Source organism: Leptolyngbya boryana PCC 6306 (genome assembly GCF_000353285.1).
Taxonomy (GTDB): Bacteria; Cyanobacteriota; Cyanobacteriia; order Leptolyngbyales; family Leptolyngbyaceae; genus Leptolyngbya; species Leptolyngbya boryana.
Window position 1 is genome coordinate 3370019 of sequence record NZ_KB731324.1, and the last position, 24992, is coordinate 3395010.

Below are 24992 nucleotides of genomic sequence, written 5' to 3' on the forward strand. Positions count from 1 at the left end.
ACAAACAGCTATGGCAACTAAGTTCCCCAAATTTAGTCAAGACCTTGCCCAAGATCCTACTACTCGTCGGATTTGGTATGGGATTGCCACCGCTCACGACTTTGAAAGCCACGACGGAATGACGGAAGAGAAGCTCTATCAAAAGCTTTTCGCAACTCACTTCGGTCACCTGGCAATCATCTTCTTGTGGGCATCTGGTAGCCTATTCCACGTTGCTTGGCAAGGCAACTTTGAGCAATGGATCAAAGATCCGCTCAACATTCGCCCGATCGCTCATGCGATTTGGGATCCTCAGTTCGGTAAGCCTGCGGTAGATGCGTTTACCCAAGGTGGAGCGAACTATCCTGTCGATATCTCTTACTCAGGTGTTTACCACTGGTGGTACACGATCGGCATGAGAACCAATGGTGATCTGTACCAAGGTTCGATCTTCTTGTTGATCTTGTCTGCTGTCCTCCTGTTCGCAGGTTGGTTACACCTTCAGCCTAAATTCCGTCCGAGCTTGGCTTGGTTTAAGAACGCTGAATCGCGTTTGAATCACCACTTGTCTGGTTTGTTCGGTGTTAGCTCTTTGGCTTGGGCAGGTCACTTGATCCATGTTGCTATCCCTGAATCTCGCGGACAGCATGTGGGTTGGGACAACTTCTTGTCCACCATGCCGCACCCTGCAGGTCTTGCACCTTTCTTTACTGGAAATTGGGGTGTGTATGCAGAAAATCCAGATACGGCTGAGCATATCTTTGGTACGGCTCAAGGTTCTGGCTCTGCGATCTTGACGTTCCTCGGTGGATTCCACCCGCAAACAGAATCGCTGTGGCTGACCGATATGGCTCACCACCACTTAGCGATCGCGGTGATCTTCATCGTGGCAGGTCACATGTACCGCACCAACTTCGGGATTGGTCACAGCATCAAGGACATCCTCAATGCTCACAAACCGCCGGCTGGTGGTTTGGGTGACGGTCACACTGGACTGTATGACACTGTCAACAACTCCTTGCACTTCCAACTTGGTCTTGCTTTGGCTGCGTTGGGAACGGTGACGTCCTTGGTTGCGCAGCACATGTACTCGATGCCGCCCTATGCCTTCATTGCGAAGGACTTCACGACTCAAGCTGCTCTGTATACTCATCACCAATACATTGCTGGCTTCTTGATGGTGGGCGCATTTGCACACGGCGCAATCTTCTGGGTTCGTGATTACGATCCAGACCAAAACAAGAACAACGTGCTTGCACGTATCTTGGGTCACAAGGAAGCGATTATCTCTCACCTGAGCTGGGTGTCGCTGTTCTTGGGCTTCCATACTCTCGGGCTGTACGTTCACAACGATGTTGTCGTTGCGTTTGGTACTCCTGAAAAGCAAATCTTGATTGAGCCTGTGTTTGCTCAATGGATTCAGTCGACTCACGGTAAGGCGCTGTATGGCTTCAATGCTCTACTGTCGAACCCTGACAGCATCGCAACAACGGCTTGGCCGAACCACGGTAACGTTTGGTTGCCGGGTTGGTTAGATGCGATTAATAGTGGTGTTAACTCACTGTTCTTGACGATTGGTCCTGGTGACTTCTTGGTTCACCACGCGATCGCGCTCGGTCTGCACACCACCACTTTGATCTTGGTCAAGGGTGCGTTGGATGCTCGTGGATCGAAGCTGATGCCGGATAAGAAAGACTTTGGCTACGCATTCCCTTGCGATGGTCCGGGTCGTGGCGGTACCTGCGATATCTCTGCATGGGACTCCTTCTATCTGGCAATGTTCTGGATGTTGAATACCATCGGTTGGGTAACGTTCTACTGGCACTGGAAGCATTTAGCGATCTGGTCGGGTAACGTGGCTCAGTTCAACGAAAGTTCGACCTACTTGATGGGTTGGCTGCGTGACTACCTGTGGCAATATTCTGCTCCATTGATCAACGGTTACAACCCGTATGGCATGAATAACTTGGCGGTTTGGGCTTGGATGTTCCTCTTGGGACACTTGGTCTGGGCAACCGGCTTCATGTTCTTGATCTCCTGGAGAGGCTACTGGCAAGAATTGATCGAAACTCTGGTTTGGGCGCATGAACGCACTCCGCTCGCGAACTTGATTCGCTGGAAAGACAAACCGGTTGCTCTCTCGATCGTTCAAGCTCGTTTGGTCGGTCTGGTTCACTTCACGGCAGGTTATGTGCTGACGTATGCAGCCTTCGTGATTGCTTCTACAGCAGGTAAGTTCGGCTAATCGAACTGAATGCAGTAGGTAAATGAAAGAAATCCCTCACCTTTGGGTGGGGGATTTTTGGTATAGAGCCTCAGGTTCAGTCGGGTTATACGTATGGCACGTCTTGAGGAAGAATCTTGCATCCAAGACGTCAAACGCTTAATCCCATTCTTCAGCTTCTTCGATTTCAATTTGCGCGATCGCTGTTCTGATGGCTTGCCAATCCGCTCGATTGGTATCAGCGACTAATTGCCCCCGCTCTAACTGCAAAACCCGTTGGCTAAACTGCTCTGCCCAATCAAACTGATGCGTTACGGCTAAAACCGTACAATCCACCTGCGCTAAAATCCGCAGCAATAACTCACTCCGATTTGCATCTAAATTTGCAGTCGGTTCATCGAGTAACAATATCGCAGGCTGACAGATTAATCCTCTCGCGATCGCAATCCACTGTCTTTCTCCGGTTGAAAGCTCTTGCTCTGTGCGATCGTACCAATCCCGAGCAATCTTTATGCGCTCAAAACATTCATCCACGCATCGGTCAACATCTTTGAGATTTCGCAAACTTAATGGATAGCTCAATGCTTCTCGAACCGTCATGCCAAACAATTTGGGTTCTTGTGCAACAAACAGAATTTGCTGGCGCAATTTTGTGACTGAGATTTCTTGAAAGCTTTTGCCTTCAAACTGGATTGACCCCTGAGTTGGTTCAGCTAATCGGTTGAGCAGTCTGAGCAACGTCGTTTTACCTGAGCCGGACGCACCGACGATCGCAATTCGTTCTCCCTGGTTCACGCCAAACGAGATATTGCGCAGCAGGGCATGATCTTCCAGAGTATTGCCTCTTTTGCTCAGCCTGAAATGAGAAAAACTCACGTTCTCTACTTGTAATTGCATCAAATCTTGCCTAACGTGAAAGCGGTCGAAATTGTCCAAGCATCAATCAGCAACAGGAAGAAGGTGAAGCCTAACAAGATCAAATACATCCACGGTTGTGACAAGGGTTTGACATCAGTCGTATCGATTCCGGTCTCTGCCTGAACGCGATCGACGAATCGCGCAAATCCAACGATACGCATTGGCAAAAGATAGCCTTCACCGGATTGGCTAAGAAAATAGTAGACTAATCCGCCCTGACCGGTCGATCGCGGTTTCAATGCCTTCACATCTGCCCAGGCAAGCTGCCAACCCCGGCGGAAAAACTTTGGAACCCACCCTGGATAAGCAACTTGAATTCCTTCTGAATCGACAATCACTCGTTCACTTAATGCAGCGAGGAGGATAAGAAATCCGATCGCAATTCCTACCCAAAGCCAACGACTCGGAACAGGCGCATCTGTCGCCTCCGCGAGAAAAGGCAGCGGAGTCGTTAACGCGATGTACAAACTGAGCAACGTAAGTCGAATTAAAGGCGAGATCCGAAAAACATCTGTCATCACACACACTCCTTAATCCAACCGAGAATCTTGCGATTCACTTCCTCCGGGCGTTCGTCGTGGGGACAATGCCCTGCATTCTCAATCTCAACTAATTCCAGTTTTGGATTGAGTTTGACACAATACTCAGCCAAACTCGGCGGCACGAATTTATCTTGCTTCCCCCAAAACAGCAACATCGGAACCCGCACTGTCGGCAAAATCGATCGCGCTCGGTATTCCGTTACTTTTGGAGTATTAACCATCGATCGCAACGCCTTGACTGCACCTGTATCTCGCGCTGGAGTCGCTAAAATTTCAATCAGTTCGTCTGTAATCCCGTCCGAACTTGCATAAGCCTGTTTTGCCCAGAGCCGAATCAAGCGCGAACTTCTCAATACTCGAAAGAACGGATTAAAAATCAATGGAAACGTAAAAATACTTTTCCCTACCACCATAATTGGACGAACGACCTTCACTGCCGAGTCAAACCATTCTGGCTGCTCCAGCACCGAAGAATCGGGTAAATTCAGCATCACGACACCTTTGACCATGTCTGGGTAAGCCTTCGCCACTGCCAGACAGACCGAAGAGCCAATCGAATTTCCAATCAGCACAACAGGTTCACGCACAAACGTCAGCCAGAAATCATGCACCTGTTCGAGCCAGAGTCTTAAGTTGTAAGGCGCGATCGCTTTCTCCGAAGCCCCAAATCCCAACAAATCCAGTGCATATACCGTATGATGCTGGCTCAGCACCGACAGATTATGTCGCCAATGCCCGATCGAAGCGCCGAACCCATGAATGAACAGCAACGGCGGCGCAATTTCTGATTTTTGCGATCGCAAATAAGTATACCGAGTTTGCCAACCGCGCCACATCCAATCGCGTTGACTGCCAATTCGTTGTCGCCAAGGTAATGCGTCTACCACCATGCACTCGACTCATGTAAACATTTATCTATTCTAATCATCAGGTTCGATATCCAATTCTTGATCCCTCCTTTAGAATTAAAGTTAAGAAATTCCCCGAAAACTCGTCAGACTGAGTAGAATGACGAGTACGATTTCTCAGCGAATTGACAATTGTTTACTGATCGACAGACAAATCGATCGCACATTGTCTCCCTTATCCACTTAATTCAACAGGTGCCTGTGATAGAAAAAAGACCCAATCGAGACATGCCCGTAATCAACGAACGGATTCGGTTTCCGAAAGTTCGTGTCATTGATGCAGATGGTTCTCAGCTTGGCATTATGACCTCACGTGAAGCTCAAACAATGGCAGACGAGAAAGAACTCGATCTCGTTCTCGTGAGCGATAAAGCTGATCCGCCTGTCGTCAAGATCATCGACTACGGTAAGCATAAGTTCGAGCAAGAAAAGAAGGCGAAAGAAGCTAAGAAGAAACAGCATACCGTAGATGTCAAGGAAGTAAAAATGCGCTACAAAATTGAGGAGCACGACTATAACGTGCGAATCAATCAAGCTGAACGCTTCCTGAAGGCAGGGGATAAAGTCAAAGCCACGATCATGTTCCGTGGACGAGAAATTCAGCACAGTGATCTTGCAGAAACTCTGCTGAAGCGGATGGCGACTGACCTCCAAGAAATTGCGGAAGTGCAACAAGCACCGAAGAAAGAAGGGCGCAATATGATGATGCTGCTCGCACCGAAGAAGTAGGGAATTAGGGGAATGGGGAGATTCAGACGATACTCTCCCTTGTGAAGCATAATATCGCCATTCCCCTATTCCTCCATTCCCCCAACCCAATTAAGGGACAGTGAGATCAATTCTTGCTGTCCCTTTTGCTTCGGTAGAAACTTGGGCATCTTAGGGAGGATTCCTCACATACATCAAGGAATCATGTGCATCGATTTAACGAGAACACCCCCACATGGTTGCGTCAAATTCGGCTCCCCAAAAATCAGGCGAAAATCGGTTCCTGCGCTGGATTAATCTCCGAAAAGGCGAAGGACAGCGCACGTTTTGGATGTTTACGGCTTATAGCGCAACTTCATCCGGTCTGATGTGGCTTGAAGCCTGTTCGGTCGATCGCTTTCTCTCAGAATTTGGCGCAGCGAATCTTCCCGTCATCTACATCACAAGTGCTGGTCTGAAGATTCTTTTAGGAATGTTGTACTCGTGGCTGCAAACATTTTTGCCGCTGCGATCGGTGATTATTTGGATTGCGCTCTTACTCGCTGCACCCCTTCCCTTCTTTTCATTGGGTCTTAGCGAATCTGCGGAAGCACAGATTGGCAGCTTTTATATTGTGCAGATTACGATCTTTGCCATGCAGCTTTGGCTAGAGGCAAGCCATGTTCTCAATGATTTGAACGCTTCGATTACCGCTAATCAGTTGTTTAATATCCGAGAAATTAAGCGTACCTATCCGTTAATCAGTAGCGGCATTCTGGTTGCAGATGTGTTTGGTGGGTTTTCGTTACCTTGGGTCCTGCGGCAATTTCCACGGGATCAAGCGGTTCCAAGCGTACTGCTTCTGGCATTTGGGCTGATGGTCTTCGGCGCGATCGTCCTGTTTGGCTTGAGTCTTGCCAATCGGCAAGCTTTTCCTACGGCTCGTCGTCGTCGAGAAGACAACAATGCCGAACATTCTCCGCCCCGACTTCAGGGACAGATGAAAAGTTATATGCAGTTGTTGCAGATCTTCTTTTCGCTGGCACAGGTTTTTCTCTTGCTGGTTGAGTTTCAATTTCTGACGCAATTAGGCAAAGATTCGGGGCTGGCTTCTCAGATTGTAGGTGGCGAAGTTGCTGGCTTTCTCGGACTGTTTAACGGGGCATTGGGGATTTGCGAATTGGCGATGCAGTGGATGTTTTCGAGCCGTGTTCTCGATCGCATGGGGGTTTTCACCTCGATTATGCTGCTGCCGATCGTCGTCATGAGTCTCACAGGCATTTCCATGACCGGGATGATTCCTGTGTTTTATGGAGTTTTAGCACTGCGGTTTCTCTATGAATTACTGCATTACACGCTGCTAAGTGGAAGTGTGCCATTTCTCTTTTATTCTGTTCCTGACCATATTCGTAACCAAGAACAAGCAAAAGTTCGGAGTATTGCAGAGCCTATTTCTACTGCTGTGACTGGATTAATTCTCATGGGATTAGTCAAACTCAGTATGAATGGCATTGGCGTTGCAGAACAGACGCTCAGTTTCAGTCTGATGATTGCAGCCGCGATTGTGTGGCTCTGGACGATTGGTGCATTAAAAAAAGAATATCTCAATCTGCTCGTTCTGAATGCGGGGCGTGGACAGTTGAGCACCTCAGAGGTCGATTTGAAAGCGCTGCGACAGAAGACGATCGATACTTTAGAAAAACCCGGAACCGAAGAAGATAAACGTGCCTGTATCGAATTCTTAAGTGAAATTGATGGCAGAAATTCAGGAGAAGTTCTGGCTCCACTGCTTTCTAGACTTTCGCCAGAATTGCAGTACAAAAGCATCGAAGTGATGCTCAAGCATCCGAATCCGGCATATTTAAATCCAGTCAAATCACTCTGCGCTCAGCGTCCCGCTCCGGAAGTAATGGCAGTTGCTTTGCGCTATATCTGGTTGACCGAAGAATCTGCTTCATTCAGTGAATTGCGGCATTACCTCAAGCCAAATCATCCTTCTATTGTGCGAGCGACCGCAGCATCGCTGATTTTGCGCCAAGGGACTATGAGCGAAAAGGCAGAAGCAACCTATGTCTTGCATTCGATGTTGACGAGCAAGCAAGTTCAAGATCGCGTGATTGGCTGTCGGGCATTGGGAGGAGCCGTACATCTACAAGGCTTACGATTGTGGCTCAAACCTTATGTCTCTAAGTTGGTCAAAGATCCATCGTTTGAGGTGAGAGCCGCAACGTTAGAAGCGATCGCGGCAACTCGATCCGAAGAATTCTACCGTTACCTGATGGTGGGTTTATATCATCGCCCCACTCGCGAAGCCGCCAAGTCAGCTCTCGTGAGCTTAGAAGATACCGCACTCAACAATCTGATTCGGCTTGTGGATGATGTGGAGCGACCGCTGTTAGTTCGGACTGAAGCGATGAGTGCGATCGGACAAATTGGCACTCCAGAAGCTTTAGATCTGCTGATTTCTCGATTGACAACTTCTTGGGGAGTTCCGCGACGTGCCCTATTACGCATCCTGCTGAAAGTGCCCAACGAGAAAGGAATTGATGCAGTCGCAGAGCAGTTAGGACGTGTAGGGATTGAACAACTGATCGAACAAGAATTGATGTTTATCGGGCAAGTGTATGCGGCTTCGATGGATTTGATTTTGGAGCGGATTCGCTGTGATGAGACGATGCTCTTGCGATCGGCATTAGAAACGTTGCCTGCCGATAGTTTGGAGCGGATCTTCTTGCTGATGAAGTTTCTCTATCCGATTGGTTCGATTCGAGTCGCAGAGTATAACTTACAGTCAGAATCGAAATCCGCGATCGCGCAAGGGTTAGAAATTCTCGATAGTACCTTGGACATTAATAGCAAACGGGCATTACTGGGAGTTTTGGATCGAGAGTTGCCGATCGATAAGCTGCAGAGTTTATCGAGTCTTGTGCCTTATACGCCGATGCAACCGAGCGAGCGACTGAACCATCTACTCGAACTGCGGCATTTTATTTCAGATTGGGCATTAGCTTGCTGTTTCCATCTCGCAAAACGGGCACATTGGAATATCAGCCCAGATGCGATTCGATCAGGCTTGCGACATCCGAGAGGCTATGTTCGAGAAGCCGCACTGAGCTATATCGCAACCCAATTTCCTCAGAAGTTAGGACTGGTGCTGCAAGGATTTCAGAACGAGCGCAATCCCATTGTGGCAGCGCAAGTTCAAGAGATGATGAAAAAGTTGGGGATGCGTCCGCCAGCACAACATCCTGAAGCGCTACCGCGCCTGAAAACCGAATCTTAGGGTGAGTCTAGTTTGTAAGTTGAAAAAAGCCAGCCATGTTGAACAGTTTTGAACGCTTATTGCTTGTTCGAGGAGTCCCTATTTTTAAGGAATTGCGGGACGATTTCCTGGTGCGGCTGGCATCGATTATGGAAGAGCGATCGTATGGGGTGCGCGATACGATTTTGATTGAGGGTCAAGAAGGACGCTCCATGTATGTCATTTCTAAAGGGGTCGTTCGGGTGCATAGTGGCAGCCGAGATTTGACGTTCTATAAACGTGGAGATTTTTTTGGAGAGATGTCGCTGTTCGATTCGGAACCGCGATCGGCATCCGTGACGGCGATCGAGCCTTGTGAGTGTTTGGTCTTGACGCAGCAGCAGCTATATGAAGCAGTCGATGAAACGCCTGGGATTGCCTTAAATTTGGTCAAGATTCTCACAGGTCGGGTGCGAGAGATGAATAAGAAGATTAAGGTGCAGGAACAGGAAATTCGGTTGCTCAAAGGTGAGCCGATTACACAGATTCAGTAATTGAAATTGAGTCATTTAACTTGAGCAATTCGTGAATTCGGAATCAGCAATTCTAGCTCTGTGCGAGATTAGATTCAGTCCGAACGAATTTGATGCATCAAGTGCTCTAAGGATCATCCGAACTGACTGGATCGAACTATAAAACATTTCTCACGAAAATCCGGTACGATCAGCAGAAGGATTAAGTGACAAATGTACTAAAATGCCACGCAAGCCTGCTCTATCTTACGATCGTGGAACGCTGATTCTTCATCCACCGCCTAAGGGCAAAGCGTGGATCGAATTTGCCGTGTGGGACGATCGCATTGAGAAGTTTCGGGTGCCTGCAAATCAATATCGAGAATTGATGTTAGCACTGCGCTCAGAAGGCATTGAAATCGACGATCGCGCAAAAGGATTTAATCAGATCGATCTCGTTCCTGCTGTGGAAATGGAGCCTTATCCTCATCAGCAAGAAGCTTTAGACGCTTGGCAAACTTCAGGACGATTAGGTGTCGTGGTCTTACCGACCGCAGCCGGGAAAACGTATCTGGCACAGTTGGCAATGCAAGCGACCCAGCGCAGTACGTTGATCATGGTTCCAACCTTGGATCTGATGCATCAATGGTATGCGAACTTATGTGCTGCATTTCCTGATACAGAGATTGGATTGTTGGGCGGAGGATCGCGCGATCGCACTCCGATTCTGGTTGCAACGTATGACAGTGCCGCGATTCATGCAGAAACATTAGGCAATCAATATGCGCTGCTAGTCTTTGATGAATGTCATCATTTGCCCAGCGACTTTAATCGAGTGATTGCAGAATATGCGATCGCGCCTTATCGCTTAGGGTTGACGGCAACGCCAGAGCGCACCGATGGCAAACATGAAGATCTCAAGACGTTAATCGGACAAGAAGTTTATCGGAGAACGCCAGAAGAATTATCCGGTTCAGCCCTTGCGAAACACGAAGCAATTCAGATTAGAGTCACACTTTCTCAACAGGAGCGAGAACGCTACGATCAACTGATTCAAATTCGCAATGCCTTTCTCAAACAATCGAATCTCTATCTAAGTAGCGCTCAAGGTTGGCAGCGATTTGTGCAAGCAAGCGCGAGATCCAAAGCCGGACGCAGAGCGATGTTAGCGCATCGAGAAGCAAAAGCGATCGCATTTGGAACCGAGGGAAAACTGAGAGTTCTTGCTGATTTACTCGCGCGTCATTATCCTGAACGCACGCTCATTTTCACAGATGATAACGCTACGGTTTATCGAATTTCTCAGGATCTATTGATCCCCGCCATTACCCATCAAACGCCTGTGAAAGAACGGCATGAGATTCTGACCAAATTTAAGCAAGGAGAGTATCGATCGCTCGTTGCTTCTCGTGTGTTAAATGAAGGGGTAGATGTTCCCGATGCAAGTATTGCGATCGTGCTTTCGGGCACGGGTTCTGCACGCGAGTACATTCAACGGATGGGACGAATTCTGCGCAAAAGCAAAGATCCAGGAAAATTAGCCATTCTGTATGAAGTCGTGGCAGAAGATACTAACGAAGAAGGCGTTTCCCGACGACGGAATCCGAATCAGAAGAAAAAACCGCGATCGGCTTCACGCCAGTTAGAACTGGTCTCTTATACAACTCCTCCAAATGTGGTGCCACGCGCTGCAGAAGGTGAGTCCAGCTATGACGATTGGTAAGTCATAGCCAAAATTCCCTAACTCCACTGCAACTGCCGCACTGGAATCTCAATCACAAACGTGGCTCCCCGCTCTGCCTGATGGTCACACCACAACCGTCCCCCATGTTGCTCGGTGACAATCTGATAACTAATCGACAATCCTAATCCTGAACCTTGACCAATCGGTTTAGTCGTAAAAAATGGGTCAAACAACCGCTGATGCGTCGCAACTGACATGCCAATTCCGTTATCTGTGATCTGAATTCGTACCCATTGCGTCGGTTGTCCGTCTACCTCTTCAGTAAAGAGCACCGCTTCAATCGTGATCTCCGGGATAAAATCAATTTCTTCTAGCAGCCACCGCTCATCAATTGCCTCGATCGCATTCGAGATCAAATTCATAAATACCTGATTGAGCAGTCCTGCAAAGCATTGAACTTTCGGCAAACGATCAGAGTTCTGTGTGACCTGAATGGCAGGGCGCATCATTGAAGTTCCCGAAGCTCGGTTGGCTTTCAACAAATGCTGCAACAGCATTAAAGTACTTTCGAGTCCTTCACGTAAATCCACTGCCTTCAGTTCAGCTTCATCATGGCGTGAGAAATTTCGCAGCGATCGCACAATATCCCGAATGCGTTCGGCTCCGGTTCCCATTGAATCTAGAAGTTTGAATACATCATGCTGCATAAACTCTAGATCGAGGGCTTCTAGTTCTTCGGCAATCTTCTGAGGCGGAACGGGATACGCCTCATGATAAAGCCAGATTACGCTCAGCAAATCTTCAACATACTGCTTTGCGGGTTCTAAATTGCCATAGATAAAGCTCACAGGATTATTGATTTCATGAGCAATTCCTGCCACTAATTGCCCTAAACTCGACATTTTCTCAGTCTGAATCAATTGCGTTTGTGTTTTTTGCAATTGCCGAAATGCTTGTTCAAGTTCCTGTGCTTTTTGACGAAGCTGCTGTTCTGAATTTTGCAACGCGATCGCAGTTTGTTCGCGCTCTGTTTCTAATCGGATACGCTCTGTAATATCAAGTACTGTCGAAACAATACTTACAATATTTCCATCTGCGTCTAAGACAGTATTGTTATGCCATTCGCAAGTAATAATTTCTCCATTGTCGCGGATGTTCTCATTAATGTTGCGCTTTCCTCCTGTCTGTTCTATCAATCGCGTGATTACTTTGCTGACCTCAGGCTGCACGTTACTGGGAATCCAGTAATCGCAAGGTTTCCCAAGCGCTTCATCTCTCGATGTGCCAAACATAAACTCTGCGGCTGGATTCCACTCTTTGACCGTGAGTTGGGGTGTCCATTCAATAATCGCGAGGGGCGCATGTTGAACTAAAAGCGCTAATCGCTGCTCAGACTGAGATCGCGCAAGTTCTGCTTGTCTACGTTCTGCTTCGCTATTCACACGATCGGTAATGTTAATTCCCATTGAAACAATGCTCATCACACTACCATTCGGAGCGAGTAACGGATAGTGAAACCATTCACAAATAATCGTTTCACCGCTCAAAGTCAAATGTTTCTGGATCTGTTGTGTTGTTCCTGATTGGGTCAGTAATGGGGCAATGACGGTTAAAAAGTCTGCTTTGAGAAACTCTGGCAAAATTTTCTCAAGCGACTGCCCGACAGCTTCTTTTCGGGAGTAGCCAAATGTTCGTTGTGCAGCAAAGTTCCAGGTTTGGATTTTATAGTCTGCTCCCCATTCGACAAAAACAAATGGGGATTGTTGAATGAGTAAGGTCAGCCGCTGCTGCGATCGCATTAATGCAACTTCTGCGGCTTTCCGTTCTTGAATCGCTTGATCCAGTTGATCTGAATTTGCGGATTCTGTCTCTTTGATCGTTGCAACGATCAGGGGCATTCCTTGAACAGCGGATTTTACAACCGAAATCTCTTGAGTCCCGCCATTGGCATCATACAGATATCCCGTTTGAGTTCCGGCTGTCAGTCCTGTTGTGAGGTCAGGTGAGAGAATACGATCGACATTGCGAAGAAATTCAGCCGCGCTATAGTGTGCGAGCGTGCATAAAGCTTGATTGGCAAAAACGATTTGCTGATGATGATTCTGAACAAAAATTGGCGTTGCAACTTGATCGAGAACTCGCCAAAGATATCCTGTCGCATCTGATGTTGCTTCAAACTGATCTTCCCCGATCATTACCCGCTTCCTAACCTGAAATACGTTCTTGTTAGCGTTCCCAAAAAGGAATCGGTCGATTGAGCATGAGACCCTACAAATATCCAGCAGGATCAACAGGCTCACCGTCTTTCCTGACTTCAAAGTGTAAATGTGGTCCTGTGGATAATCCGGTCGAACCTGTCGCCGCGATCGCTTTTCCTCGCTCCACCGTTTGCCCTTCACTCACATACAATTCCTGCGCGTGAGCATACATCGTTGTGATTCCATTCCCATGATCCAGAATGACCGAATTTCCATATCCGCCATACCATCCGGCAAAAATGACAACGCCTCGATCGGCTGCCATAATCGGGCTACCGTAATCTGCCCCAAAATCGATTCCAGCATGGAATCGCTGATATCCCAAAATTGGGTGCATTCGATATCCGAATCCACTGGTGATCGGGCCTGCACTCGGTAAGTTGAATTGACCCGTTCCCAAAATCACAATTCCGTTGCGAGCACGTTCTTCCGCAATCCGCTTTTGAATCAATTCGCCAATGCTTTTGGAATCTTTCTCTAATTGTGCTTCTGCGGCTTCTAATGCCCGACGATTGGTTCTGAGACGCTCGACAATTTCTTTCTGATACTCTGCCTGCTGCTCAAATTGCGCCTTCTGTGCCATTAACTGTTGAGCAATCAGGGCAATATTATTCTTTTGCTGTTCAACTTGCTGCCGTTGGCGATCGACTTTCGCCGCTTCTATTTTTAAGTCTGTTAGCGTTTTACGATCGTTTTTATAGATCTGTTTGAGCCGGAACCGTCGATCGAGAAAATCATTCAAGTCTTGACTTTGTAATAAAACTGCCCAGCCATTACTGCCCTGCTGACGTTGCAAAAATCTCAGACGAGAAACGGTGGAAGATTGCCGTTGCTGATAAGTTCTCTCGGTTGCGGCTAAATCTTTCTCCAAATTCTTCAAGACTTGATTAGCATTCATCAAGTTTGCTTCAGTTGCCTTGATCTGGCTAGTCGTTACCTGGATATTACGTCGAATTCCGGTGAGATCTTTTTGTGCTAATCGTTCTTGGCGTTGCACTTTTTCTCGCTCTTTCTGTACGAGTTCTCGCTGTTGATCAACTTGCTGCTGCTTCTGTTTGAGTTGATCGACTTCTTGAGCAAAGGCAGGCAACGTCAAACTCAGATAAAGCAAACTCGCGCAGAACCAAATTAGCCAAACTCGTTTCATCAACGCGAAAAATTGTGCGATCGCCAGCATGTTATCGACTCAGTGCACTGTCAAAACAGGAACCATTATGTCGGAATCTAAAATTTCGGCACTGCTGAAATCACGGGAAAGCGCCACAAATGACTCAAACAAAGTCTGACGTGTGGATGCCATGAAAACAACCTCGGTAAAAACTCAGAATTTCAAATTTCACATCAAGCTCTTTCTCTATCTGCTAGAAACTTTTTGAATCCGTCATACCACTGATATGAATTGTATAAATTAATCAATTTCTAAATATGATACACAGACGGTTCAGACTGAATTGATTGGAATTTTGATAGGAAACGTTCAACGCTACAAGATGAATGTGACCGTATGACCACTGAATAATGTAACTTTTGTGAAGTGATTCTAAAGTCAGCAAAATTATCAGGAACGACTCATCGATCAATGTAATAAGTTGTACATAGACTTTCAAATATTACTCAGATGTCAAAACCCTTGTCACCTAATAAGCTGCTAATCTACTCAGGGATTCTGAGTTTAAGCTTACTCTCTATTGCGAACCCAGCATTTGCGAATAATGGCAGATCGCAATCTACTACCACGACGACCACGACTGTTGTAGGTCCTACCCAAACGGCAACTCCAGCAACCAGTTCTTTTACAGTTGGACTGGCAGATTTAGGTAAGATCTTCCGCGTTAACTTTGATGGGAACGTTGGCACTCAAGCTGTTGCAGGGTTGTCTTCATTTGTTGACTTCACTTTCAAAGGATTTGAGACTGTTGCTGGAAACACGATCGCGAAGTTTCAAGCGGTGTTGGACGACACTTCTAGCGGTGGCATTACCTCTCGTGTAACGGGATTAGGCTTCAACACAAGCTCGACGCTTCTGAGTTCAAGCGCGAGCGGTTTGTTTGATAAGGCACATTTGAATGGTGCATTTCCAAATCAGTTTGGCAATGTAAATGTTTGCTTCAACGCTGGAAACACTTGCCAAGGGGGCGGAAATGGCGGTATCGCCACGGCTGGGGGTACTGGAACGTTTGACTTCTCACTCACACTGGCGGGTGCAGTCAATAGCCTCACACTCAATAATCTTGGAGTTCGTTACCAGAGCATTGCGGGTACATCATTAGGCTCAAGCGGTACGGGTCGTGCGACTTCCGTCACTGTGACTAATCCTCCGACTACTCCACCAACTAATCCTCCGACCACTCCACCGACTACTCCACCAACCACCCCACCGACTACTCCACCAACCACCCCACCGACCACTCCACCAACCACCCCACCGACCACTCCACCGACCACTCCACCAACCACTCCACCGACCACTCCACCAACCACCCCACCGACCACTCCACCGACCACTCCACCGACCACTCCACCAACCACCCCACCGACCACTCCACCGACCACTCCACCAACCACCCCACCGACCACTCCACCGACTACCCCACCAACCACTCCCCCAGTTACTCCTCCGGTGACTCCCCCAGTTACTCCTCCGGTGACTCCTCCAGTTACTCCTCCAATATTCGACACGCCGATCGATGGAACAAAACCCAACGATCCGACCCCACCGGTTACTCCTCCGGCACCTCCAACTCCTCCAAAACCGCCCACACCTAAACCTACGAAAGTACCTGAACCTGGCACGATCGCAGCATTAGCGTTAGTGAGCGCGATCGCAGTGCGTTACCGCAAACAACGCGATACCGAAGCGGAAATCTAAATCCGTTAGAAAACACGACAATCATCAAAAAAGAGAGTGCAAAACTTCACTCTCTTTTTTCTTGTTTTTTACGATCGCTGGAGTTGTTCGGCTAACAATCCTTGCGCTCTAGGGCGATAGAGCAGATAGAACAGCGATTCAATGTATCGCATCATATCTTCGCGATGATCCTGCGAAGTGTAATTCCAGAAGCCATAAATTTTGGCAAGTGAGAGCAGCCGCGTTGTATGAATTTTCCAAGTGTAAGTACTGTAGACTCGCTCGATTCCCCGCTGCGAAATCTGGCTCCAATAGTGCGGATCGCGATCGCACTGGTCTAGAAACTCTAAAATTACTTCTGCTGTTTCTTCGTAATTGGTTGGATTGATATAAAATCCATTCACTTTGTTCTGAATAATTTCAAGTGGACCTCCAAATCGAGTTGCAAACATGGGCAGTCCAGTCACCATCGCTTCAAGAATCGTCAAGCCAAATGCCTCAAATAAAGCAGGCTGCACAAAAATTCCTTCTCGATCAGCAATGACTCGATACACCTCTCCCGTGTCAATTTTGGGCAGACGCACACCAAGCCAGCGAATTTTGCCCTTGAGCTGATAGCGATCGATAATTTCATACAGCTTTTCGATTTCGCTAATTTCTTCGTGATCGGTTGAATCATCGGTGCGAAGTTTCCCCGCAATTAGGATCAAATTACATCGCTCTTGCAGAGATTCACTTTGTCCATAAGTCTCAGCCAGTCCTGTGAGATTTTTAATGCGATCAAGTCTCGCCATCGAGAATAACGGACGTTTATCTGGATTATCCAATTTGCCGTAGATTTGTTCAGGATCGTCATCGTAAAACAGAAGATTCTCTAGCCGTTCTCGATCGTTTAATAGTCGATCTTCTGTGCGAGTAAAGGGAAAGAATACGGCTTCATTCACACCCGGAGGAACAACGTTGAATTTAGGACTAAATAACTCAATCCCATCAACAACATGGTACAAATCTGGCATAGTAAAAGATTTGTAAGATTCGTACTGACCAACGCTTTCAGGTGTGCCAACGATCTCTTGATAGGTGCTGCTAATGATAAAGTTTGCTGCATTCATTGCAATCAAATCTGCCGTAAATTGCAGCGAGAAATGATATTTATCTTCTAGATCTTGCCAGTAAAGATTGCTAAAAAGATATTTCGATTTCTCAAGCGCATGAGCAATAATACAATGTGTTACTTTGAGTCGTCTTGCTAGTAAAAAAGCAACGAGGTTTCCGTCAGAATAGTTACCGATAATTAAATCCGGTCTGCCTTGAAACTCCGCTCGAAGCTCACGTTCTGCATCGATTGCAAAGGTTTCCAAATACGGCCAAATCTCGAATCGAGAAATCCAATTTTGTGTCAAATGTGGATTAAATTCTCGAAATGGAACTCTTAAAATCCAAGCATCTGTTGTGCCATAAATCTTTTCAAGTCTCTGATTACAAAGTGTTCCATCACTATTTGGAATCAATCGCGTTAAAACGATGACTTTCGGCTGCACACCCAAGATAGCTAAACCTGCAAGTTCAAGATCCTCTTGCAACTGTTTTTCCAAGCTTTTAACCTGATCTAGAATGTAGACGACTTGCCCGCCCGTATCAGGTCTGCCTAAAACTCCTTCTTGTCCAAACCATCCATGCGGCGAAATTAATGCCACTCTAAAGATCATTGGAATTCGCGAGATAAAAGCATCTAAAGTTTGGTGATCAGGTGAATCAATTAATTGATCTAAAATTTCTAACGTTTCTCGAACCCTTGCCGCTGTGTTACCCCAACCTGGTTCAAATCCTAAATCTTGTAATTCAAATCGAAAGGTTTGATAAGGATCATTTGGATCACGATCGCTGACAATTCCTAAGGCTTGCTTCACGCGATCGCTTAATTCTTCGGTGGAGCGAATCCGCTCATTAATCAACAATTGAAGCCCGTTATATCGATGTAACTGTAGAAATTGATATAACGAAACTTGCCCCTTTTTCTCATCTTGAAATAATTGGCTAGATAGAAAACGGTTGAGATATTCAACACCTTTTCCAATGTTTTTTGGATCACGCAATACAGGCGAATAGTCATAGAAGGGCGCAAAATCAATTTCGTATACATCCCCTTCTTGGGGATGATAGTGGTTGACAAAGCGATCGCGTAAATCTAGCAATTCTTGAACACTCATCGGTTCTACTGTCAAATCCTCAAGGATTCGGTACGCCTCCTGCTTTGCAATTCTCGGACGGATGATTAGACAAAAAAAGTCGTTTTCTAAAATGATTTCTTGAACATATCGGATTAATTTTTGTAGATTTGGTGAATCGGAAAATTGCTCTGACTTTTCATTAAAGAGTTGAAGAATTTCATTTCTAAGTAAATACTTTTTATCAGCCGATCTTAATAAGCTCGCAAATTGACGAAAATTCGATCGTTCCTCACTCTTGAGAACAGCTTGAATTAACTCTGACATCTTTCCTCACTCTCGATTTCAGTACTTCCATCTCCGGTTTTCCCAAAATAATTCTCATTTGGGGAAGATACTTTACATAATTTGAAATAACCCTACATCTCGATCCATTCTTTAAATTCACGACAAAACGCTAACTCAAATTCCTATCTTTTTCGTCTGTCAATCGAAACAACTTGCAATCCGCTCAATGACTCAATATGATCTATCCGTTGCAGCCCCACCATTAAGGCATGACTCCTGACACTTCTGTTTCGCCCACTCCCATTGACCCGCTCTCAGTGACTTCAGATTCAACTCTGGAGAAGCCTCTAGAAGCCCCTACACCTTCCTCAGACACTCCAACCGCTGAGAACCCTAAAACTGATGTCACTGCATCTAGTGACGCTCATGCATCCAGCGAGATCACGGATAGCAGTCTTTCTACATCGAGCGAGCTATCTCCTCAGACAGTCGCGATCGCAGATCTCCAAGTCCGCCTCAAAACAAAAGAGGGGGAACTGCATCTGATTTTGCCGCCCGAATCCGAGAATTCAAAGATTGCCCTGGCTTGGGTAGAACTGTGGCAGCAATTCAAACAGCTTTTAATGGGTCAGGAACGATTTTGGCAGCCGAATACCCCTGTGCATTTGGTCAGTGACGATCGCTTGCTCGATACACGGCAAATTAGCGCGATCGCAGAAGCTTTGGCTGAAGTGCAATTGCAATTGAAATGGGTGCATACCCGTCGTCGTCAAACGGCTGTTGTTGCTGCAACTGCAGGCTACTCGGTTGAACAAATTACGGCTGCTTCCCCATTACTTCCGAATTCTGAGCCTGCAACAGCGATGGAGGATCCGCTCTATATCCAAATGACATTACGATCGGGTGCAGAAATTCGTCATAACGGAACAGTCGTAGTTGTTGGAGATCTCAATCCTGGAAGTTCGATCATTGCAGAAGGCGATATTTTAGTGTGGGGTCGCTTGCGAGGCGTAGCGCACGCAGGATGTAAAGGCAATGCAAAATGTCTCATCATGGCGCTGCAAATGGAGCCAACTCAGATTCGGATCGCGGATTATGTTGCTCGCGCCCCAGAAACGCCCCTTGCACAATATTTCCCTGAAGTCGCCTATGTTTCGCCTCAAGGAAGTATTCGGATTGCACGCGCAGCAGATTTTGCAGCACGGAAGGAAGAGCCTAATTTTTCGTAGGTCTTGGGAGAGGGAAAGTGTGCAGGTCGGTGTGAACCGCAGTTATTTTTCGGAAGTTGGGAGATGGGGAGAACCCAAACTTAGATTGCTCCCTATCTTCCTATCCCCACTCCCTATCTCCCAACAAAAAAACGAAGGGCAGATAGCATCTTCTATCCCACCCTTCACTTTTACTCAAATTCCAATTGGCTTTAACGTTGAACGTTCACAGCAAACGTCAACACATCTTGTTCGCCTAAACGAACTTCTAACGGATAGACGCGATCGACAGCGAACTCCCGAATCTCCAGATTCAGCCGACCCGCTCCGTCGCGATCGACTAAAGACCGAGACTCCTCGCCTTGGAACTGAAGACTGCCGCCACAAGGAAGCTCTGCCTCAATTCGTAAGCAATCTGTCTTATATTCCATCCGTAGGGTAAATGCTCCAAGCTCAGTCAGCCATTCCCGCTCAATCCGAGGTTGCTGGGTCGAAATCTTCAACGTCAATGTACTCAGAATCTCGCGGGCTGCTAGTAGCGATAACGCCATTTGCTGCGTGTCGATCGCACCCTCAAAAGACTTCGGCAACTCCTCTCCAAGCTCAGTCGCGAGGTCTTGCAGCTTGGCAACAGAAGACCGAGCTGGAGAAACCATCACATACCCTGCAACATTGTTGAGCAGTTGAGACTGCCCCGGAAACAGGGTGTCCACTGCCTGAACCAGTTTTGCTCCTTCTCGCAGCGAAGAAAATAACGCCGATTGACACCGTGCCAGAAGTTCGGTCATCACCGCTTCAGGCAAAGGGATCGGCAAATTCATATGACGAATTTGACTTAACCAAACAGATGCTGCGGCTAAAACAGGTTGCGCTTCGATCGTTGACTCAGCATCATAATGAACCGCTTCTTTTTCCCAAGGAAAAACGGGCGGCTTTTGCTCAGCCTCCATCAGAAGACGACGTTTTAGCAGCGCATGAAAACGATCTTGCACAGCAGGTATCTCTCCCGGTTGGTGTGATAAGTCCTCAGACGAGGACGAGTGTGAGGTGGAACGATCCTCACGGATAGCATCACGATGTTGATCGAACTGTTCAAAAGTGACCCTCGGATCGGATGGATTGACCAATCCTAGGTTTTGTAACAGTTTTAATAGAACTCTAGTTCTGCTTTCTAAGTCGTGATCCATTGTGATAACACCCTATTCATCAGCCGAGAGCGTTCCTCCGGAATCTTGGTCATTACGAATTTCCCAAGCTTGCTCAAGGAGTTTAAACCATTGTTTCTGAACTTGATTCACCGTGCAACCTAACCGTTGAGCGATCGTGCTCTCGGGTAATTTTTGTTGCTTGAGATGAAGCAGTTCAGCTTGAGAGTTCGTTGCCCGTTGATGTAACAGTTTCCACTGTCGATTGGAGAGTCCCAGATTACGCTCTAAATCGGCTTCTAGCCATTGATGCACCAGCTCCCAATGGTGAGAGAACGAAAATCGAATCAAATGATATTTGAATCGCTGCTGTAAGTAATCCCGTTGACGCGGGGTTAAGCCCAAAATTGCTTCAATTTCATTGGCCGGTAAATCTTGAAGTCTTAACGTAAAGTAGTCGATACAGTCATGCTGCTTCCGTTCTTCGAGATAAGCAATCAATTCTTTGACAACCGATTGCCGCAACGTATCTTCAGCTAATTCGGGTTCTTGCGCGACCATTTGCTCGCGGACTTGCTGAATTGAGGCCATATTCCAAGGATTCTCAGATTCTGACATCGACCCTTCTGCGGCTTGCTCCAAATCCACGAGAGTTTCGATGGGCTGCTGCTGAGAAAAGGTCTGTGCGCGCAAAATGATCAGCTGTTGGTTCCGGTGTCCGGGTAGGGGAATACGACGCTTGCCATAACGCTCGGTGAACGCCATGTATTCCGCAAGCTCTAGCGTGGTTTTGGGCGTGTATTCGGCTCCCAACTGCGACTCTCTCCGGAAGGCGTTCAGCGCTTCCATGTAAAAGCCTTGTAAGAAGTCTTCGATCAAAACGAGTCGGGCTTGGTAGCTCGATTGAGTTTGGGGTGGCGTGATGTAGCGGTAAATCACAGCACTCAAATTGCTGTGAAGCTCAGCGCGACCACGACGCGACCCTAATTTGTAATAGGACAGACATTGTTGAAGGCGATGCTTGGCAAGAGTCGTTGCCCAGGTTTGAATTTCGCCGGAAGCTTGAATCCGTTTGCTCTCGGAGCAAATTCGGACGACTTCTTGGGTGAGTCGATCGGCGACTTCTTGACAATTGCGCTCAGAGGCATGGGTTGCTTGTTTCAGTTCGCCTAGTAATAGCTGAAGAATCGCATCCACGCTCTGGCAGATTTCCCCCACGGTTTCTAGTGTCGTGCAAATCAATGGCTTTCTCTCATTGGTTTGATGGAACTTTTTTGTGATGCCTAGATCACAATAGTGGTAGAAATCCCTGATTATTTGCGGACGGTACGTATGACTCTAGATCAACAACTTCAAGCGCTGATTAATGACGCACCCAAGGACGGCTCTACTCCTCAGCTTATTGAGTCTATCGCTCCGGTTTTAAGCGCGATCGCGCAACGGTTACGACATCTTCAATATTATGTAGTGCAGACGCTCAATCAAGATTGGGTGATGTTAACCCTGAATCATCGTACCCAAGGCGAGACAGAGAAAAACGTGGTTTATGCGTTTCCCAGTCTCAAAGACGTGGCTTCTAGTCCTTATGATCTGAGTGATCCGAATTTAATTGCTTTACCTGTCCCTGTGACGCATATCCTGTTTCAAATGCTGGCAATGGATAAGGATTACAGCACTATTTTTTTTGAAACACCCGGAAATGCGACGATCGGAACTGAGGTTCAGCGATCGGAGCTAGAAAGTTTGATTCATGAATATTGGCAATCCCAGGCAGATGCGGTGTCTGATGCCAATATTCCCAGTGATATCGCCTGATTGTGTGAGATGCATGTTAGAACTGTAAATCAAAATCTTGGTAGAAGTATTTGGATTTGCAGTTCTGACCTTTCCATTTTTCCATAGAGAAAAAACTTTGAAAAGTCAACCGTTTGAATACGCTATTTTTCTGAACTCATTCCAGATTGCCCTCGCTTGCACAGATAGACAAGTTTGAGGGAAAGATTCAAACACAATCCTTAAAGTTTGAATGGGTCGTTTCATCAAAGCTTTATATGAAGAATCCGGTTAAGAAGAGACCAATGTGTATATCTACAAGGATTTCAGCAGCTGTTTAGAGAAATCGAGTCGATTTGTCGGAATTTCTACAGAAAGATGGATCGTCAAATCGAAGAAGTCCGAGTACGATCGACGGGAAAATATTTTTGATTAGAAAAAATGAATTCTCTTTCAACGAGCGTGAGATCAGCGCTGACGTTTGGTTTGTGCTGCTACGTCAATTCAACGCCCCAAGTTCAGATTGCCCGAATTGCGAATATTGAGAATTGGTATTTTGAGCGGGTGGTATTTCCGGGACAACGCTTACTGTTTGAAGCGCCTGACAACGCCCATCTTGAGATTCATACAGGTGCAATAGCGAGTGCGGTTTTGACGGATACGATCGCCTGTTCATCGCTGAAGGTTAAAAGTTCAGAGGGTTAGCTGTTCGAGATGTCAGCAGGCTAAATCACTTATCTCTGAATCTAACCCAGTTTCGGGCTGAATGATTGCCTTGATCACCTTAGGCATCTTTTTGGCTAAATAAACAGCAGGCTATTTGAATCTTGCATACAGTTTAATCTCATTGGTTTTACGCTTCAGCATAAACAAACCGTTGAGTGATGAAAAGTAGCAATAAAGACCAGGAATATCATTCTTGAATGAGCAGCTAACCATATTCAGACCTGAGCAATTTCTCTACTTTGGACAATTGTGAAAACTCCTTGCTGCGCGAATTTCAAATGACTGACTTCAAATTCCTCAACCATCAAATTCCTCAATCGTTTGAATATCCAGCAGAATCGAGAGCGTTTAGCTAGGATTATGAAGCTAACGATCGAGATTTTGATTCAGCACGATCGAACCGTGAGAAACTGAAATCTAATCTGATCCATCAGCAGGCTAAGCTAAATCTCTTCTGCATATTTAGCCTACAATCTTTCTGCTTGGTCGTACTCCCGCAACGTATTCATGACTGTCGCACGTACTATTTGTCTAGGCTTTCTCGCAGTAATTCTAGTCGGCGCTCTGCTCTTAATGCTTCCCTTCTCAACCGCTTCCGGAGAATGGAACAGCCCTGTTGCAGCCCTTTTCACCGCAACTTCAGCCGTCTGTGTAACAGGGCTATCAGTTGTCGATGTCGGCAAGTTTTATTCATTCTGGGGGCAGTTTTTTCTGGTGCTCTTAGTCCAAGTCGGAGGACTTGGCTACATGACTGCTACCACAGTTTTATTACTCCTGCTTGGGAAACGATTAGGACTGAGAGAGAAAATCGCAGTTCAACAATCACTGGATGTCCAAGGACTTTCAGGACTCGCAGGGCTTCTGCAATCGATTATCGCAACGACTCTAGTTTTTGAACTGACGGGTGTGATTCTGTTGATGACCGTTTTTGTCCCACAATATCAGGATCAACCCTTGTGGGCACTGTGGCAATCAATCTTTCACAGCGTCAACGCCTTTAATAATGCGGGATTCGGCTTGTTCTCAGACAACTTGGTGCAATACGTAACCAATCCAGTCATGAACTTTACGATCACTGGATTAATTATTTTTGGCGGGATCGGCTACGGAGTCATTATGGAGCTATATCAATGGATTCGCAATCGCATCATGCGCAATCCTTGCCGCTCAAATTTTTCTCTCAATTTTAGAGTTGCAACTAGCACCACGATCTCGCTTCTAATTCTCGGTACGATCGCATTCTACGCGACCGAATTCCGTAATCCCAATACGCTTGGAGCTTTAAGTTTGCCGCATCAACTGATGGCAGCTTGGTTCCAATCTGTCACACCCCGCACTGCCGGATTTAATACGATCGACATTACCAAAATGACGACTGCGGGCTTGTTCATCACGATCGCGCTCATGTTTATGGGTGCAAGTCCAGGCGGAACGGGCGGCGGCATCAAAACTACAACGGTCAGAGTTTTATTAGACTGCACCAAGGCTGTTCTACAGGGCAAAGAAGTTGTTTTAGGCTCACAGCGGCAGATTCCTTCCGCTCTGATTCTGAAAGCGGTCGCTGTGCTTGTTGGCTCGATCGGCACTGTGATTGGGGCAACCATCCTCATTGCTCTGACCGATGCCAAACTTGATTTCATTCACATTCTGTTTGAAGTTGTCTCAGCCTTTGCCACGGTTGGCTTAACCGCCTTTGGAACGGCAAATCTATCGATTCCTGGACAACTGGTGATCATTGCTGTCATGTACGTCGGGCGGGTCGGAGTCTTACTCTTAATGAGTGCGATTCTGGGTGATCCCAAGCCGAGTTTTGTTAACTATCCTGAAGAAAATTTACTAGTTGGGTAACATTTTCAAATTATCATGAACAATCAAGAGTCATA

At 46.7% G+C, this 24992-nt stretch carries 18 protein-coding genes; 10 read left to right on the forward strand and 8 right to left on the reverse strand.

The window, feature by feature from the left end:
- Nucleotides 1-10: 10 nt before the first annotated feature.
- Nucleotides 11-2224, forward strand: a complete 2214-nt coding sequence (gene psaB, locus LEPBO_RS0117005; RefSeq protein WP_017288763.1) for a photosystem I core protein PsaB — start codon at nt 11-13, stop codon at nt 2222-2224.
- A gap of 138 nt (nt 2225-2362) precedes the next feature.
- On the opposite strand, the gene LEPBO_RS0117010 is transcribed toward psaB, so the two are convergent.
- The 3 genes from LEPBO_RS0117010 to LEPBO_RS0117020 are packed head-to-tail and all read right to left on the reverse strand — an operon-like array spanning nt 2363 to nt 4553.
- On the reverse strand, nt 2363-3100 hold the full coding sequence (locus LEPBO_RS0117010) for an ABC transporter ATP-binding protein (protein WP_017288764.1): 738 nt from the start codon (nt 3098-3100) through the stop codon (nt 2363-2365).
- Nucleotides 3100-3639 carry a hypothetical protein gene (locus LEPBO_RS0117015; RefSeq protein WP_017288765.1) on the reverse strand — a complete coding sequence of 180 codons (540 nt, stop codon included), beginning with the start codon at nt 3637-3639 and terminating at the stop codon, nt 3100-3102. Before LEPBO_RS0117015 ends, LEPBO_RS0117010 begins: the two co-directional genes overlap by 1 nt.
- The gene (locus LEPBO_RS0117020; RefSeq protein WP_017288766.1) at nt 3639-4553 is read right to left on the reverse strand and encodes an alpha/beta fold hydrolase; all 915 of its coding nucleotides are present in this window, start codon (nt 4551-4553) and stop codon (nt 3639-3641) included. Before LEPBO_RS0117020 ends, LEPBO_RS0117015 begins: the two co-directional genes overlap by 1 nt.
- Before the next feature lie 246 nt (nt 4554-4799).
- Here LEPBO_RS0117020 and infC point away from each other — a divergent pair, with 246 nt between their 5' ends.
- The 4 genes from infC (at nt 4800) to LEPBO_RS0117040 (ending at nt 10734) form a co-directional block, all read left to right on the forward strand.
- A complete protein-coding gene (infC, locus tag LEPBO_RS0117025; protein ID WP_017288767.1) occupies nt 4800-5300 on the forward strand; it encodes a translation initiation factor IF-3 in 501 nt (166 codons plus the stop codon).
- A 214-nt stretch (nt 5301-5514) separates the two neighbouring features.
- Nucleotides 5515-8541: an Npt1/Npt2 family nucleotide transporter gene (locus LEPBO_RS37365; RefSeq protein WP_017288768.1), complete on the forward strand. Its 3027-nt coding sequence runs from the start codon at nt 5515-5517 to the stop codon at nt 8539-8541.
- 35 nt (nt 8542-8576) lie between these two features.
- Nucleotides 8577-9053 (forward strand): Crp/Fnr family transcriptional regulator, encoded by a 477-nt coding sequence (locus LEPBO_RS0117035; RefSeq protein ID WP_017288769.1) that lies wholly within the window; start codon nt 8577-8579, stop codon nt 9051-9053.
- Between the two features lie 202 nt (nt 9054-9255).
- Nucleotides 9256-10734 (forward strand): DEAD/DEAH box helicase family protein, encoded by a 1479-nt coding sequence (locus LEPBO_RS0117040; RefSeq protein WP_017288770.1) that lies wholly within the window; start codon nt 9256-9258, stop codon nt 10732-10734.
- 17 nt (nt 10735-10751) lie between these two features.
- Here the strand turns inward: LEPBO_RS0117040 and LEPBO_RS37370 are convergent, their stop codons facing one another.
- Both LEPBO_RS37370 and LEPBO_RS0117050 read right to left on the reverse strand, forming a co-directional pair.
- On the reverse strand, nt 10752-12890 hold the full coding sequence (locus LEPBO_RS37370) for a PAS domain-containing sensor histidine kinase (protein WP_017288771.1): 2139 nt from the start codon (nt 12888-12890) through the stop codon (nt 10752-10754).
- A gap of 73 nt (nt 12891-12963) precedes the next feature.
- Nucleotides 12964-14130, reverse strand: a complete 1167-nt coding sequence (locus tag LEPBO_RS0117050) for a murein hydrolase activator EnvC family protein (RefSeq protein WP_017288772.1) — start codon at nt 14128-14130, stop codon at nt 12964-12966.
- A 441-nt stretch (nt 14131-14571) separates the two neighbouring features.
- Between LEPBO_RS0117050 and LEPBO_RS42950 the strand changes: the two genes are divergently transcribed.
- A complete protein-coding gene (locus LEPBO_RS42950; RefSeq protein WP_017288773.1) occupies nt 14572-15822 on the forward strand; it encodes a cistern family PEP-CTERM protein in 1251 nt (416 codons plus the stop codon).
- A gap of 68 nt (nt 15823-15890) precedes the next feature.
- Here the strand turns inward: LEPBO_RS42950 and LEPBO_RS0117060 are convergent, their stop codons facing one another.
- Nucleotides 15891-18296: a sucrose synthase gene (locus tag LEPBO_RS0117060; RefSeq protein ID WP_017288774.1), complete on the reverse strand. Its 2406-nt coding sequence runs from the start codon at nt 18294-18296 to the stop codon at nt 15891-15893.
- Nucleotides 18297-18526: 230 nt separating this feature from the next.
- Between LEPBO_RS0117060 and minC the strand changes: the two genes are divergently transcribed.
- Nucleotides 18527-19486: a septum site-determining protein MinC gene (minC, locus tag LEPBO_RS0117065; protein ID WP_017288775.1), complete on the forward strand. Its 960-nt coding sequence runs from the start codon at nt 18527-18529 to the stop codon at nt 19484-19486.
- Nucleotides 19487-19677: 191 nt separating this feature from the next.
- On the opposite strand, the gene LEPBO_RS37385 is transcribed toward minC, so the two are convergent.
- Both LEPBO_RS37385 and hetZ read right to left on the reverse strand, forming a co-directional pair.
- Entirely contained in the window at nt 19678-20457 is a 780-nt protein-coding gene (locus LEPBO_RS37385; protein ID WP_051077802.1) for a hypothetical protein, read from the reverse strand.
- A 207-nt stretch (nt 20458-20664) separates the two neighbouring features.
- Nucleotides 20665-21807 (reverse strand): heterocyst differentiation protein HetZ, encoded by a 1143-nt coding sequence (gene hetZ, locus LEPBO_RS0117075; RefSeq protein WP_017288777.1) that lies wholly within the window; start codon nt 21805-21807, stop codon nt 20665-20667.
- Nucleotides 21808-21942: 135 nt separating this feature from the next.
- On the opposite strand from hetZ, the gene LEPBO_RS0117080 reads away from it, so the two are divergent.
- The 3 genes from LEPBO_RS0117080 (at nt 21943) to LEPBO_RS0117095 (ending at nt 24957) form a co-directional block, all read left to right on the forward strand.
- Complete coding sequence (locus tag LEPBO_RS0117080; protein ID WP_017288778.1) at nt 21943-22425, forward strand: hypothetical protein; 483 nt, start codon at nt 21943-21945, stop codon at nt 22423-22425.
- Nucleotides 22426-22824: 399 nt separating this feature from the next.
- Entirely contained in the window at nt 22825-23088 is a 264-nt protein-coding gene (locus LEPBO_RS0117085) for a DUF1830 domain-containing protein (protein ID WP_017288779.1), read from the forward strand.
- A 528-nt stretch (nt 23089-23616) separates the two neighbouring features.
- Nucleotides 23617-24957 (forward strand): TrkH family potassium uptake protein, encoded by a 1341-nt coding sequence (locus tag LEPBO_RS0117095; RefSeq protein ID WP_017288781.1) that lies wholly within the window; start codon nt 23617-23619, stop codon nt 24955-24957.
- The last annotated feature ends 35 nt before the right edge of the window (nt 24958-24992 follow it).